The organism is Streptomyces sp. NPDC005151, from assembly GCF_053599875.1.
This window is the reverse complement of record NZ_JBSFYR010000008.1, coordinates 47,007-62,544: the sequence shown is the minus strand read 5'-3', so window position 1 is coordinate 62,544 and position 15,538 is coordinate 47,007. Positions and strand designations below refer to the sequence as shown.

Sequence of the window (15,538 nt, the reverse complement as noted above, 5' to 3'; positions counted from 1 at the left end):
AAGGCGGAGGACGGAGTCGACGCGGAGCGTCGGTGACCGACAACAACGCCGCAAGCGGAGTCGCAGGGCGTCGGGAGCCCACCCCCTGTCGCGGGGGAGGCCGTCAGGGCGGGGACTGTTGATCGTCGACGCTCTCGTGGACCGCTGGGGCGTGCCGGGATCGGCACCGCCGTCCTGCGCGGCCTGCTGGAACGCGCCGACGCCGAAGGGGTGGACGTTCGCCTGGACGTCGTCCAGGGCAGCGCCGCCCGTCGGCTGTACGAGCGCCACGGGTTCACCCTGGAGCGCGAGGACCCGATCGATGTCTTTAAGACCGACCGGCGTGTAGCCGCGACAAGCAACGCGACCGTTCCGATCCCCGTCTAATCTGCCGCGGGAAGCGGCACTGACCGGCTGCTTCGACGGAGTGAGCGGACGGAGCACGGGGCGTGAGGGATCGATTCGGCCTGGAACCGGGCCGTGCCGGGGTGCGGCGGCGCAGCGTCGTGGCGGCCGCCGCCGCAGCCGCCCTGATGGGCGTCGGCGCCTGTTCCGTACCGGCCCCCCGGCGCAGTGACACCATGGCGGATCCGACGCCCGGAATGGTGATCGGCGACGCCCGGCAGTCCCTGCTGATGCAGATCCTCGCCCACCCGGACGACGACCTGTACTTCATGAACCCGGACACCCAGCAGGCTCTGGACGCCGGGACCCCGGTGGTCTGTGTGTACCTCACCGCCGGTGAGGCCGTCGGCATCAACCGGATTCCCGGCGCGCCGCTGCCCGCCGCCGACAAGGCGGCGTACTCCTCCGCCCGGCACCAGGGGCTGCGCCAGTCGTACGCGATCCAGCTCGGGCTGCCGATGTTCACCGCCTGGCAGAAGTCCGTCATCGCGCCGGCGGACGGGCTCCGGGCCGAGATCAACACGCTGACGCACGGCGGGCGCCGGGTCGAGCTGATCTTCCTCAATACGGCGATGCACACCGGCCTCGGCCGCCTGGGGCTGCCAAGCCTCTGGAACGACCGGGAGCTCGGCCTGCCCACCGTCGTCGCCGAGGGCTCACCGCTGAAGCGGGCGGGCTCGTACACGTACGACAGTATGATCAACGCCCTCGTCGGGCTCCTCGACCACTACCGGCCGACCCTCGTCCACACCATGGATCCGGACCCGGACATCCAGCACAGCACCGAGGCCGTCCGCCGCCGGGACAGCGAGCAGCCCGGCTACTCCGACCACCCCGACCACACCGCGACCGCCTCGTTCACCTGGGCGGCGCTGATCCGGTGGGTGGCCCGCGCCACCGGGGTCGGTGGGCCCGTGCCGCGGTTCGTCACCACGGCGTACCGCGGCTACTACAACCGGCACTGGCCGAAGAACCTGCCGTACCGCGTGCTGAAGGAGAAGGCGGCGCATCTCGTCCCGTACGGGGGCGAGGCCGACTGGCGGTGCGGGAACGTGGCGGGCTGCGGGGACTACAACGTGGGCGGCGACAGGCCGCTGACCAACCGCAAGGGCTGGGTCCGCTCCACCCATTACCGCTACCCGGGCCCCCGCCCCACCCTCGCCGCCGGAACGGACGGGCGGCTCACCGCGTACGGAGTCCTCGGACTGCGGGCGGTGCGGTGGCGCGAGAGCGCACCCGGCAGCGGGGTCTGGGACGATCCCGACGATCTCGGCGGCGGACCGCTGGCACCGGTGCTCGGCGGGGCGACGACGGCGGACGGCAGGCAGCTGCTGTTCGGGCTGCGCTTCGCGGCGCTCGGCGGGCACGGGGCGGCCGACGAGCGGGAGATCGTGCTCCTCGAACAGAGCTCCCCGGACGGCACCTTCCGCGCCTGGCGGGGGCTGGGCAACCCGGAGCGGGACCAGGACCGCGGCCGCAGGATCGGCGTCCCGGTGGCGGTGACGGCGCCCGACGGGCGGGTCCATCTCTTCGTACGGAACGCGGACAACGGCGTGAGCACGCGGGTGCGGGAACGGTCCGGGCGGTGGAGCGGCTGGCGGGACACGGGCGGCGGCGAGGTCCAGGACGGACTGAGCGCCGTGGTGGACGGACAGGGCCTGGTCCATGTGTTCGCCGCCGGGCATCACACGGTCCACCACTGGACGCAGGAGACACCCGGCGCCGAACTGACCGCCCATCCGCAGATCGACGGGGCGCCGGTGCCGGGCGACGGGCCGGCCGCGCAGGTCGTCGCGGACGGGTCCGTGGAGCTGCTGTACCGGGCGGCGGCGCGGGCCGCACTGACGGTCGTACGCGCGGGGGCGGCGGAGGAACGCACCGACTTCGACGGGTACGGGCCGGTGACCGTGGCCGGTTCGCCGTTCGGGCAGGTGCTGCTGGGCCGCACCGAGAAGGGCCGGATCCAGCTCCGTACCGGCGCGGGGCTGTCCGTACGCACCCGGGGACCGGTGGCGCTCGACGGTCCCGCGCTGTACGCGGGGGGCAGGGGGCGCCCGGCGGTGGTGGGGCTGGGGCCGGATGCCCGCCCCTGGTTCTGGCGCCCGTGACGCCGCACCGGGACATGGCGAAGGGCCCCGGTCCACCGCTTGCGCGGCGGGCCGAGGCCCTTCTTGGTGCTCTGTGCGGAGCTACCAGGTCAGACAGTCAGGTAATTACTTGACGATCTTGGTGACCTGGCCGGCGCCCACGGTCCGGCCACCCTCACGGATGGCGAACTTCAGGCCCTCTTCCATGGCGACCGGCTGGATCAGCGTGACGTTCATGAGGGTGTTGTCGCCCGGCATGACCATCTCGGTGCCCTCGGGAAGGGTCACAACGCCCGTTACGTCCGTGGTACGGAAGTAGAACTGCGGGCGGTAGTTGTTGAAGAACGGGGTGTGACGGCCACCCTCGTCCTTCGACAGGATGTAGGACTGCGCCTGGAACTCGGTGTGCGGCGTGACCGAACCCGGCTTGATGATGACCTGGCCGCGCTCGACGTCCTCGCGCTTGATGCCACGAAGAAGCAGACCGACGTTCTCACCGGCCTGGCCCTCGTCGAGCAGCTTGCGGAACATCTCGATGCCGGTGACCGTGGTGGTGGTCTTCTCCTGCTTGATGCCCACGATGTCAACGGTCTCGTTGACCTTGAGGACGCCACGCTCGATACGACCGGTGACGACGGTGCCACGACCGGTGATCGTGAAGACGTCCTCGATCGGCATCAGGAACGGCTTCTCGACGTCACGCTCGGGCTGCGGGATCGACTCGTCGACGGCCTTCATCAGGTCGAGGACAGTCTGGCCCCACTCCTTGTCGCCCTCAAGAGCCTTGAGCGCCGAGACCTTGACGACCGGCAGGTCGTCGCCCGGGAACTCGTACTCGGAGAGGAGCTCACGGACCTCGAGCTCGACGAGCTCCAGGATCTCCTCGTCGTCCACCATGTCGGCCTTGTTCAGCGCGACGACGATGTACGGAACGCCGACCTGGCGGGCCAGGAGCACGTGCTCCTTGGTCTGCGGCATCGGGCCGTCGGTGGCGGCGACCACGAGGATGGCGCCGTCCATCTGCGCGGCACCCGTGATCATGTTCTTGATGTAGTCCGCGTGACCCGGGCAGTCGACGTGCGCGTAGTGACGCGACTCCGTCTGGTACTCGACGTGCGCGATCGAGATCGTGATACCGCGCTGGCGCTCCTCAGGAGCCTTGTCGATCTGGTCGAAGGCCGAGGCCTCGTTCAGGTCCGGGTACGCGTCGTGCAGCACCTTGGTAATGGCGGCCGTGAGGGTCGTCTTACCGTGGTCGATGTGACCGATGGTGCCGATGTTGACGTGCGGCTTAGTCCGCTCGAACTTTGCCTTCGCCACTGGGTCCTCCTGCGGAGTGGTTCTGTACGCCTTGCTTCATCGGCGCCAGGTGATCTTTGCTGGGATGCCGGGTCCCGGTGGGGCATTCGCCGCGCCGCTCCCGCGTCGCGTCGAATGCCCCACCGGGCTCCGGTGACAAGCCTAAAGCGTGTACTCGGGAGAGTTACTCGCCCTTGGCCTTCGCGATGATCTCCTCGGCGACGTTCCGCGGAACCTCGGCGTAGGAGTCGAACTGCATCGAGTAGCTTGCGCGACCCGAGGTCTTGCTGCGGAGGTCTCCGACGTAGCCGAACATCTCCGAGAGGGGCACGAGGCCCTTCACGACGCGAGCGCCGCTGCGCTCCTCCATGGCCTGGATCTGGCCACGGCGGGAGTTGAGGTCGCCGATGACATCGCCCATGTAGTCCTCGGGCGTGGTGACCTCGACGGCCATCATCGGCTCGAGGAGCACGGGGGACGCCTTGCGGGCACCCTCCTTGAACGCCTGCGAACCGGCGATCTTGAAGGCGAGCTCCGAGGAGTCGACCTCGTGGTAACCACCGTCGAGAAGGGTGACGCGGACGCCGACCATCTCGTAACCGGCCAGGATGCCGAACTGCATGGCTTCCTGGGCACCCGCGTCCACCGAGGGGATGTACTCACGGGGGATGCGGCCACCGGTGACCTTGTTGACGAACTCGTAGGACGCGTCGCCACCCTCGATGGGCTCAAGGGCGATCTGCACCTTCGCGAACTGGCCGGTACCACCAGTCTGCTTCTTGTGCGTGTAGTCGATGCGCTCGACGGCCTTGCGGATCGTCTCGCGGTACGCGACCTGCGGCTTGCCGACGTTCGCCTCGACGCGGAACTCGCGCTTCATGCGGTCGACGAGCACCTCGAGGTGAAGCTCGCCCATACCACCGATGATGGTCTGGCCGGTCTCCTCGTCGGAGTGCACCTGGAAGGACGGGTCCTCCTCGGAGAGGCGCTGGATGGCAACACCCAGCTTCTCCTGGTCACCCTTGGACTTGGGCTCGATGGCGACCTGAATGACCGGCGCCGGGAAGTCCATGGACTCCAGGATGACCGGGTTCTTGTCGTCACACAGCGTCTCACCGGTGGTGGTCTGCTTCAGGCCCATGACGGCGATGATGTCGCCGGCGCCCACCGACGCGATCTCCTCACGCTTGTTCGCGTGCATGCGGTAGATCTTGCCGATGCGCTCCTTCTTGCCCTTGACCGAGTTCAGCACCGCGGTGCCGGCCTCGAGGCGACCGGAGTAGATCCGGACGAAGGTGAGCTTGCCGAGGTGCGGGTCGCTAGCGATCTTGAACGCCAGGCCGGAGAACGGCTCGTCGTCCGAGGGCTTGCGCTTGATGACGACCTCGGGGTCCTTGACGTCGTGGCCTTCGATGGCCTCGACGTCCAGGGGGGAAGGCAGGTAGCGGACGACCGCGTCGAGCAGGGGCTGGACGCCCTTGTTCTTGAACGCCGTGCCACAGAACACCGGGGTGACCGTGACGGAGTCGGCGCTGCCCTTCGACGCGAGGGTGATGCGGCGGATCGCCTCGTGCAGCTGCTCCTCGGTGGGCTCGACGCCCTCCAGGTACAGCTCCATCATCTGGTCGTCGTTCTCGGAGACGGCCTCGAGCAGCTTGCCGCGCCACTCCTGAGCTGCCTCGATGTGGGTGTCCGGGATGTCGACGGTGTCGTACATCTCGCCCTTGGCGGCCTCTTCCGGCCACACAAAGGCCTTCATCGACACGAGGTCGACGACGCCCTTGAAGTCGGCCTCGGCGCCGATGGGGAGCTGCATGACGAGCGGGACCGCACCGAGGCGGTCGACGATCATGTCGACGCAGCGGTGGAACTCGGCACCCGTACGGTCGAGCTTGTTGACGAAGCAGATACGCGGCACGCCGTAGCGGTCCGCCTGACGCCAGACAGTCTCGGACTGCGGCTCGACGCCCGCCACACCGTCGAACACGGTGACAGCGCCGTCGAGGACGCGGAGCGAACGCTCCACCTCGACGGTGAAGTCGACGTGACCCGGGGTGTCGATGATGTTGATGGTGTGGTCAACATCATTGAGCGGCCAGTGGCAGGTCGTCGCGGCGGACGTGATCGTGATGCCGCGCTCCTGCTCCTGCTCCATCCAGTCCATCGTGGCTGCGCCGTCGTGGACTTCACCGATCTTGTAAGAAACACCGGTGTAGAAGAGGATCCGCTCAGTGGTGGTCGTCTTGCCCGCGTCGATGTGGGCCATGATCCCAATGTTGCGGACCTTGGCCAGGTCAAGCGAAGTGGTGGCCATAAGGCTCAATCTTCTCTCGGTCTCGATGTGGGTAGCGACTACCAGCGGTAGTGCGCGAAGGCCTTGTTGGACTCGGCCATCTTGTGGGTGTCCTCACGCTTCTTGACAGCAGCGCCAAGACCGTTGGAGGCGTCGAGCAGCTCGTTCATGAGGCGCTCGGTCATCGTCTTCTCGCGGCGGGCGCGGGAGTAACCCACGACCCAGCGCAGGGCGAGGGTGGCGGCGCGACCGGGCTTGACCTCGATCGGCACCTGGTAGGTGGCGCCACCGACACGGCGGGACTTGACCTCGAGCGAGGGCTTGACGTTCTCAAGCGCGCGCTTCAGCGTGATGACCGGGTCGTTGCCGGTCTTCTCGCGGAGGCCTTCCATGGCGCCGTACACGATCCGCTCGGCAGTGGAACGCTTGCCGTTGAGCAGGATCTTGTTGATCAGCGAGGTGACAAGAGGAGAACCGTAGACCGGGTCGATGATGACCGGGCGCTTCGGGGCGGGGCCCTTACGAGGCATTCTTACTTCTCCTTCTTGGCGCCGTAGCGGCTGCGGGCCTGCTTGCGGTTCTTGACGCCCTGGGTGTCAAGGGAGCCGCGGATGATCTTGTAACGAACACCCGGCAGGTCCTTCACACGGCCACCACGCACGAGCACGATGGAGTGCTCCTGCAGGTTGTGTCCCTCACCCGGGATGTAGGCCGTGACCTCGATACCGGAGGTCAGACGCACACGCGCGACCTTACGGAGGGCCGAGTTCGGCTTCTTCGGGGTGGTCGTGAACACACGCGTGCAGACGCCACGGCGCTGGGGCGAACCCTCAAGCGCGGGCGTCTTGTTCTTCTCGACCTTGTCCTGCCGGCCCTTCCGGACCAGCTGCTGGATCGTAGGCACTACTTCTCCGGTTTCTGTGTGCCGTTCGTGAAACTAACCTGGAACGTCACCGACCCACGCGGTCGGGTGTGTCGAATGCTGCGGACTCCCGCCCGAGGACAGAAGGGGCACAGATCGCGGTGGCCACTGACGGGCTCGCCGTGCGGTTGAGGACACGCACACGAGCCCAGGCACACCCCAGGCACAAGGTCTGAGCGTACCTACCTCATCGACTTGGGTCAAAACAAATGCTGTCCGCCGGGACACGCAGGACAGAGCGTTGCGTCCCGTTCACCACCTGGTGCAAACCAGTCGTTCCTCGCACATGCCCCGGTCACTTTCATCAGCCTCTCGTCCCACCGGCCGGCGGGGCGCGCCGAGGGGCACTCCCCCTCACTGACCACCCAAAAACTCACGGCTCGCCCCGAACAGCATGCGCGAGAACCAACTGCGCATGATCGAGACCCAGATGGACCCGGTCGGCCAGTTGCCCGGCAGCGACGGAGAGCTACGAGCGGGAGGGGCCGAAGAAGCTCGCCCTGCGGGCGCTGAGCGACGTTCTGAACCAGCGGCTTCCCGGGGGCCTCAGCAGGACCCCGCGACGCCACAGCTGCCGCTGGACGCCCGGGCGGGACCGTGCACGGAACCGGCGGGACAGGACACACTGCCCCGCCGCCGTCCGGCGAGTCGCGGCATTCCGGGCCGCAGCCCGCCCGGCCGACGGCGCGGGGTGCCGTACCCGCCGAGCCGGGCACCCCGGCCCGGCTGCTCTCCAGCCACCCCGACCACCCGACCCGGCTGAACCGCCTGCGGCCCTGTCTGCAGCCCGGACGCCGACCCCACGCACGCCGAAGGGCGGCCACCCCGTACGCAACGGGGTGGCCGCCCTTCAGTCGTTCAGACCTTCGAACGACTCGCTTACTGGTTGTACGGACCGTAGTCGTAGTCCTCCAGCGGAACGGCCTGGCCGGAGCCCGTGCCGAACGGCGAGTAGTCGATGTCGTCGTAGCCGACGGCCGAGTACATCGCGGCCTTGGCCTCCTCGGTCGGCTCGACCCGGATGTTGCGGTAGCGGGCCAGACCCGTACCGGCCGGGATGAGCTTACCGATGATGACGTTCTCCTTGAGGCCGATCAGGGAGTCCGACTTGGCGTTGATCGCCGCGTCGGTCAGAACCCTGGTCGTCTCCTGGAAGGACGCCGCCGAGAGCCACGACTCGGTGGCGAGCGAGGCCTTGGTGATACCCATCAGCTGCGGACGGCCGGAGGCGGGGTGACCGCCCTCGGTGACCACACGACGGTTCTCGGTCTCGAACTTCGACCGCTCGACCAGCTCGCCCGGCAGCAGCTCCGCGTCGCCGGACTCGATGATCGTCACGCGGCGCAGCATCTGCCGGATGATGATCTCGATGTGCTTGTCGTGGATCGACACGCCCTGCGAGTTGTACACCTTCTGGACTTCGCCGACCAGGTGGACCTGGACCGCGCGCTGACCGAGGATGCGCAGCACGTCGTGCGGGTTGGTGGCACCCACGGTGAGCTTCTGGCCCACCTCGACGTGGTCGCCCTCGCCCACGAGCAGACGGGCACGCTTCGAGATCGGGAACGGCGTCTCGTCGCTGCCGTCGTCCGGGGTGACGACGATCTTCTTGGTCTTCTCGGTCTCCTCGATACGGATACGGCCGGCCGCCTCCGAGATCGGGGCGACACCCTTGGGCTGACGGGCCTCGAAGAGCTCGACGACACGGGGCAGACCCTGGGTGATGTCGTCACCGGCCACACCACCGGTGTGGAAGGTACGCATCGTCAGCTGGGTACCGGGCTCACCGATGGACTGGGCGGCGATGATGCCGACCGCCTCACCGATGTCGACCAGCTTGCCGGTGGCGAGCGAGCGTCCGTAGCAGAAGGCACAGGTACCGACCGCGGACTCACAGGTCAGGACCGAACGGGTCTTGACCTCCTCGACGCCGGCGCCCACAAGGGCGTCGATCAGGACGTCACCGAGGTCGACATTGGCAGGCGCGATGACCTTGCCGTCGACGACGACGTCCTCGGCGAGCATGCGGGCGTAGACCGAGGTCTCGACGTCCTCCGTCTTGCGGAGCACACCGTCCGCACCCTTGACGGCGATCTTCAGCTTGAGGCCACGGTCGGTGCCGCAGTCCTCCTCGCGGATGATCACGTCCTGCGAGACGTCCACCAGACGACGGGTCAGGTAACCCGAGTCGGCGGTACGCAGGGCGGTGTCCGCCAGACCCTTACGGGCACCGTGCGTGGAGATGAAGTACTCCAGAACGGTGAGGCCCTCACGGAAGGACGCCTTGATCGGACGCGGGATGGTCTCGTTCTTGGCGTTGGACACCAGACCACGCATACCGGCGATCTGACGCATCTGCATCATGTTTCCTCGGGCACCCGAGTCAACCATCATGAAGATGGGGTTCGTCCGCGGGAAGTTCGCGTTCATCGCCTCGGCAACCTCGTTGGTCGCCTTGGTCCAGATCGCGATGAGTTCCTGCGTGCGCTCGTCCTTGGTGATCAGACCGCGCTCGTACTGCTTCTGGACCTTCTCGTCCTGAGCCTCGTAACCCGCGACGATGGCCTTCTTGGCCTCGGGCACGACGACGTCGGAGATGGCCACGGTGACACCCGAGCGGGTCGCCCAGTGGAAACCGGCCGCCTTCAGGTTGTCGAGCGTCGCCGCCACGATGACCTTGGGGTAGCGCTCGGCCAGGTCGTTGACGATCTCGGAGAGCTGCTTCTTGCCCACCGAGTAGTCGACGAACGGGTAGTCCTCGGGCAGCAGCTCGTTGAAGAGCGCGCGGCCCAGGGACGTACGCAGCCGGAACGTGTCGCCCTGCTGGTACTCCTGTTCGCCTTCCTCGGCGACCGGCGGCACCCAGCCACGCGGCGGGATGGTGCCCACCGGGAAGCGGATGTCGACCTGCGTCTGGAGCGACAGCTCGCCGGCGTCGAAGGCCATGATCGCCTCGGCCGTGGAACCGAAGGAACGGCCCTGGCCGATGACCTTGCGCTCCTCCTCGTCCGTGGTGAGGAAGAACAGGCCCAGCACCATGTCCTGGGTCGGCATGGTGACGGGACGACCGTCGGCCGGCTTCAGGATGTTGTTCGAGGACAGCATCAGGATGCGGGCCTCGGCCTGCGCCTCCGCGGAGAGCGGCAGGTGCACGGCCATCTGGTCACCGTCGAAGTCCGCGTTGAACGCGGTGCAGACGAGCGGGTGGATCTGGATGGCCTTGCCCTCGACCAGCTGCGGCTCGAAGGCCTGGATGCCGAGGCGGTGCAGGGTCGGTGCACGGTTCAGCAGCACCGGGTGCTCGGCGATGACCTCTTCGAGGACGTCGTACACCACGGTGCGGCCGCGCTCGACCATGCGCTTGGCCGACTTGATGTTCTGCGCGTGGTTCAGGTCGACCAGGCGCTTCATCACGAACGGCTTGAAGAGCTCCAGCGCCATCGCCTTCGGCAGACCGCACTGGTGCAGCTTCAGCTGCGGACCGACAACGATCACGGAACGCGCGGAGTAGTCCACACGCTTACCGAGAAGGTTCTGACGGAAACGACCCTGCTTGCCCTTGAGCATGTCGCTCAGGGACTTCAGCGGGCGGTTGCCCGGACCGGTGACCGGGCGACCACGGCGGCCGTTGTCGAACAGCGCGTCGACGGCCTCCTGCAGCATCCGCTTCTCGTTGTTCACGATGATCTCGGGGGCCCCGAGGTCAAGGAGACGCTTGAGGCGGTTATTGCGGTTGATCACACGGCGGTACAGGTCGTTCAGGTCGGAGGTCGCGAAGCGGCCACCGTCCAGCTGCACCATCGGACGCAGGTCCGGCGGAATGACCGGCACGCAGTCGAGCACCATGCCCTTGGGCTTGTTGCTGGTCTGCAGGAACGCGGAGACGACCTTGAGGCGCTTGAGCGCACGGGTCTTCTTCTGGCCCTTGCCGGTACGGATGATCTCACGAAGCCGCTCGGCCTCTTCGCTCAGGTCGAAGGACTCCAGGCGCTTCTGGAGCGCGGCGGCGCCCATGCAGCCGTCGAAGTACGTGCCGAAGCGGTCACGCAGCTCGCGGTAGAGCAGCTCGTCGCCCTCGAGGTCCTGGACCTTGAGGTTCTTGAAGCGGTTCCACACCTCGTCGAGACGGTCGATCTCGCGCTGCGCACGGTCACGCAGCTGCTTCATCTCACGCTCGGCACCCTCGCGCACCTTGCGGCGCACGTCGGCCTTGGCACCCTCGGCCTCGAGCTCGGCCAGGTCGGTCTCGAGCTTCTTGGCGCGGGCCTCCAGGTCGGAGTCGCGACGGTTCTCGGTCTGCTGACGCTCGACGGAGACGTGAGCCTCCAGCGACGGCAGGTCACGCGTACGGCGCTCCTCATCCACGAACGTGATCATGTACGCGGCGAAGTAGATGACCTTTTCGAGGTCCTTCGGCGCGAGATCAAGCAGGTAGCCGAGGCGCGACGGGACGCCCTTGAAGTACCAGATGTGAGTGACGGGAGCAGCAAGCTCGATGTGACCCATGCGCTCACGACGCACCTTGGCGCGCGTGACCTCCACGCCACAACGCTCACAGATGATGCCCTTGAAGCGGACACGCTTGTACTTGCCGCAGTAGCACTCCCAGTCCCGGGTCGGACCGAAGATCTTCTCGCAGAAGAGTCCGTCCTTTTCGGGCTTGAGCGTGCGGTAGTTGATGGTCTCCGGCTTCTTCACTTCGCCGTGCGACCAGGTCCGGATGTCGTCCGCGGTGGCAAGGCCGATCCGCAGCTCGTCGAAGAAGTTGACGTCGAGCACTTGTCGTCAATCCCTCTTTCGGGGGTTCGAGCCCCCTCGCATGAGCGAGAAAACGGGGCACTTCAGCAATGGTCTGAACGGGTCCGGGGAGAGCCGGCCGGATCACAGGGATCCGGCCGGCCAACCCGTCAGACCTCTTCGACGCTGCTCGGCTCGCGCCGGGACAGGTCGATTCCGAGCTCCTCCGCCGCGCGGAAGACGTCCTCGTCCGTGTCGCGCATCTCGATGGACATGCCGTCCGAGGAGAGCACCTCCACATTGAGGCAGAGCGACTGCATTTCCTTGATGAGCACCTTGAAGGACTCGGGAATGCCAGGCTCGGGGATGTTCTCGCCCTTGACGATGGCCTCGTAGACCTTCACGCGGCCGGTCACGTCGTCGGACTTGATCGTCAGCAGCTCCTGAAGGGCGTAAGCGGCGCCATAAGCCTCGAGCGCCCACACCTCCATCTCGCCGAAGCGCTGTCCACCGAACTGGGCCTTACCACCCAGCGGCTGCTGGGTGATCATGGAGTACGGGCCCGTCGAACGAGCATGCAGCTTGTCGTCGACGAGGTGGTGGAGCTTGAGGATGTACATGTAGCCGACCGAAACCGGCTCGGGGAACGGCTCACCGGAGCGGCCGTCGAACAGGTTGGCCTTGCCCGAGGGCTGGACCAGCCGGTTGCCGTCGCGGTTCGGGATCGTGGCCTCGAAGAGACCAGAGATCTCGTCCTCGCGCGCACCGTCGAAGACGGGCGTGGCGACGTTGGTGCCGGGGGCGACCTGGTCGGCGCCGATGGCCTGCAGGCGCTTGGCCCACTCGTCACCGAGGCCGGAGACGTCCCAGCCGCGGCTGGCGAGCCAGCCGAGGTGGATCTCCAGGACCTGTCCCGGGTTCATTCGGGACGGGACACCCAGCGGGTTGAGGATGATGTCGACCGGGGTGCCGTCCTCCAGGAACGGCATGTCCTCGATCGGAAGGATCTTCGAGATGACGCCCTTGTTGCCGTGACGGCCGGCGAGCTTGTCACCATCGGTGATCTTGCGCTTCTGCGCGACGTAGACGCGGACCAGCTGGTTCACGCCCGGCGGCAGCTCGTCGCCCTCTTCGCGGTCGAAGACGCGGACGCCGATGATCTTGCCGATCTCACCGTGCGGCACCTTCAGCGAGGTGTCGCGCACCTCGCGCGCCTTCTCACCGAAGATCGCGCGGAGCAGGCGCTCCTCGGGGGTCAGCTCGGTCTCACCCTTGGGCGTGACCTTGCCGACGAGGATGTCACCGGCGACGACCTCGGCACCGATACGGATGATGCCGCGCTCGTCGAGGTCGGCGAGGACCTCTTCGGAGACGTTCGGGATGTCCCGGGTGATCTCCTCCGGGCCGAGCTTGGTGTCACGGGCGTCGACCTCGTGCTCCTCGATGTGGATCGAGGAGAGGACGTCGTCCTGCACGAGGCGCTGCGACAGGATGATCGCGTCCTCGTAGTTGTGACCCTCCCACGGCATGAACGCCACGAGCAGGTTCTTGCCGAGCGCCATCTCACCGTTCTCGGTGGCCGGCCCGTCGGCGAGGACCTGGCCCTCGATGACCCGGTCGCCCTCGGAGACGACGACCTTCTGGTTGACCGAGGTGCCCTGGTTGGAGCGCGAGAACTTGGCGATGCGGTACGTGGTGTACGTGCCGTCGTCGTTGGTGACGGTGACGTAGTCCGCGGAGACCTCCTGGACGACACCGTCCTTCTCGGCCTTCAGGACGTCACCGGCGTCGGTGGCGCAGCGGTACTCCATGCCCGTGCCGACGAGCGGAGCCTCCGACTTGATCAGCGGCACCGCCTGACGCATCATGTTCGCGCCCATGAGGGCACGGTTGGCGTCGTCGTGCTCCAGGAAGGGGATCATCGCGGTGGCGACGGACACCATCTGGCGCGGCGAGACGTCCATGTAGTCGACGTCGTCGCCCGGGATGTAGTCGACCTCTCCGCCACGACGGCGGACCAGGACGCGGGGCTCGGTGAACCGCATGTCCTCGGAGAGCGTCGCGTTCGCCTGGGCGATCACGAAGCGGTCTTCCTCGTCGGCGGTGATGTAGTCGACCTCGTCAGTGACCTGACCGTCGACGACCTTGCGGTACGGCGTCTCGATGAAGCCGAACGCGTTGACACGTCCGTACGAGGCGAGCGAACCGATCAGACCGATGTTCGGGCCTTCAGGGGTCTCGATCGGGCACATGCGTCCGTAGTGGGACGGGTGCACGTCACGGACCTCGAAGCCGGCCCGCTCACGGGAGAGACCACCCGGGCCAAGTGCCGACAGACGGCGCTTGTGGGTGAGACCCGACAGCGGGTTGTTCTGGTCCATGAACTGAGACAGCTGGCTGGTGCCGAAGAACTCCTTGATGGAGGCGACGACCGGCCGGATGTTGATCAGGGTCTGCGGCGTGATCGCCTCGACGTCCTGGGTCGTCATGCGCTCACGCACGACGCGCTCCATACGGGCGAGGCCCGTACGGACCTGGTTCTGGATGAGCTCGCCGACGTTGCGCAGACGACGGTTGCCGAAGTGGTCGATGTCGTCGGTCTCGACGACGATCGTCCGGCCGGACTCGCCGACCGTCTCGGTCTCCCCGGCGTGCAGCTTGACCAGGTACCTGATGGTCGCGATGACGTCGTCGGTGGTGAGCACCCCGGCGTCCAGCGGCTCATCGGCGCCGAGCTTCTTGTTCACCTTGTAGCGTCCGACCTTCGCGAGGTCGTAGCGCTTCGGGTTGAAGTAGAGGTTCTCGAGCAGCGTCTGAGCAGCCTCGCGGGTGGGCGGCTCGCCCGGGCGCAGCTTGCGGTAGATGTCGAGCAGCGCGTCGTCCTGGCCCTGGGTGTGGTCCTTCTCCAGGGTGGCACGCATGGACTCGTACTCGCCGAACTCCTCGAGGATCTGCTCGGTGGTCCAACCGAGAGCCTTCAGGAGAACGGTCACGGACTGCTTGCGCTTGCGGTCGATACGGACACCGACCATGTCGCGCTTGTCGATCTCCATCTCGAGCCAGGCACCCCGGGACGGGATGATCTTGGCGGAGAAGATGTCCTTGTCGGACGTCTTGTCGATGGAGGAGTCGAAGTAGACACCCGGCGAGCGGACGAGCTGCGACACGACGACACGCTCGGTGCCGTTGATGACGAAGGTGCCCTTGTTGGTCATGAGCGGGAAGTCGCCCATGAAGACCGTCTGGGACTTGATCTCGCCGGTCTCGTTGTTGGTGAACTCGGCCGTGACGAAGAGCGGGGCGGCGAACGTGAAGTCGCGCTCCTTGCACTCGTCGATCGAGTTCTTCGGGGGCTCGAAGCGATGGTCGCGGAACGTAAGCGACATCGACCCGGAGAAGTCCTCGATCGGTGAAATCTCCTCGAAGATTTCCTCCAGGCCGGACTTGGTGGGGACGTCTTGTCCACTGTCCAGAGCAGCCTCGACGCGAGCCTTCCAGGCAGCATTGCCGAGGAGCCAGTCAAAGCTCTCGGTCTGCAGCGCGAGGAGGTTCGGAACCTCGAGGGGCTCCTTGATCTTTGCAAAAGAGATGCGCAGCGGGGCGGTGCTGGCACCGTTGTTCGTATTCGCGGTCGAGGCGTTGCGCGAGGCGGCCAAGAGGGGGTCCTTCCGAGGGCTCGGACTCACTACGCGCGTACCGGTCCCACGTTGGACACGGAGACAGAAATCCCAGGTCAGGGAAGATCGGTCATCGATGCTCAAGCGTGGGCATGCCTCTGGTGACGGGCAGGAGGCAGCTAACAGGCAGCGCAAAGGG

General features: G+C 66.8%; 7 protein-coding genes and 1 pseudogene. 2 read left to right on the top strand and 6 right to left on the bottom strand.

What is annotated here, in order from left to right:
* Window positions 1-156: 156 nt before the first annotated feature.
* Window positions 157-366, top strand: a pseudogene (locus tag ACWD6R_RS06935) (GNAT family N-acetyltransferase); the annotation flags it as partial.
* Window positions 367-512: 146 nt separating this feature from the next.
* Window positions 513-2,492: a PIG-L family deacetylase gene (locus tag ACWD6R_RS06930; RefSeq protein WP_451817822.1), complete on the top strand. Its 1,980-nt coding sequence runs from the start codon at window positions 513-515 to the stop codon at window positions 2,490-2,492.
* Window positions 2,493-2,597: 105 nt separating this feature from the next.
* Here ACWD6R_RS06930 and tuf read toward each other — a convergent pair whose 3' ends face one another.
* From tuf to rpoB, 6 genes are all read right to left on the bottom strand, one after another.
* Window positions 2,598-3,791 (bottom strand): elongation factor Tu, encoded by a 1,194-nt coding sequence (gene tuf / locus ACWD6R_RS06925; protein ID WP_356640245.1) that lies wholly within the window; start codon window positions 3,789-3,791, stop codon window positions 2,598-2,600.
* Between the two features lie 163 nt (window positions 3,792-3,954).
* A complete protein-coding gene (fusA, locus tag ACWD6R_RS06920) occupies window positions 3,955-6,084 on the bottom strand; it encodes an elongation factor G (protein WP_451817760.1) in 2,130 nt (709 codons plus the stop codon).
* 38 nt (window positions 6,085-6,122) lie between these two features.
* Window positions 6,123-6,593 (bottom strand): 30S ribosomal protein S7, encoded by a 471-nt coding sequence (gene rpsG, locus ACWD6R_RS06915; RefSeq protein ID WP_030977935.1) that lies wholly within the window; start codon window positions 6,591-6,593, stop codon window positions 6,123-6,125.
* Window positions 6,594-6,595: 2 nt separating this feature from the next.
* Window positions 6,596-6,967 (bottom strand): 30S ribosomal protein S12, encoded by a 372-nt coding sequence (gene rpsL / locus ACWD6R_RS06910; protein ID WP_003948652.1) that lies wholly within the window; start codon window positions 6,965-6,967, stop codon window positions 6,596-6,598.
* A gap of 897 nt (window positions 6,968-7,864) precedes the next feature.
* The gene (locus ACWD6R_RS06905) at window positions 7,865-11,764 is read right to left on the bottom strand and encodes a DNA-directed RNA polymerase subunit beta' (RefSeq protein WP_451817759.1); all 3,900 of its coding nucleotides are present in this window, start codon (window positions 11,762-11,764) and stop codon (window positions 7,865-7,867) included.
* Window positions 11,765-11,892: 128 nt separating this feature from the next.
* Window positions 11,893-15,378 carry a DNA-directed RNA polymerase subunit beta gene (gene rpoB / locus ACWD6R_RS06900; protein ID WP_451817758.1) on the bottom strand — a complete coding sequence of 1,162 codons (3,486 nt, stop codon included), beginning with the start codon at window positions 15,376-15,378 and terminating at the stop codon, window positions 11,893-11,895.
* Window positions 15,379-15,538: the final 160 nt, after the last annotated feature.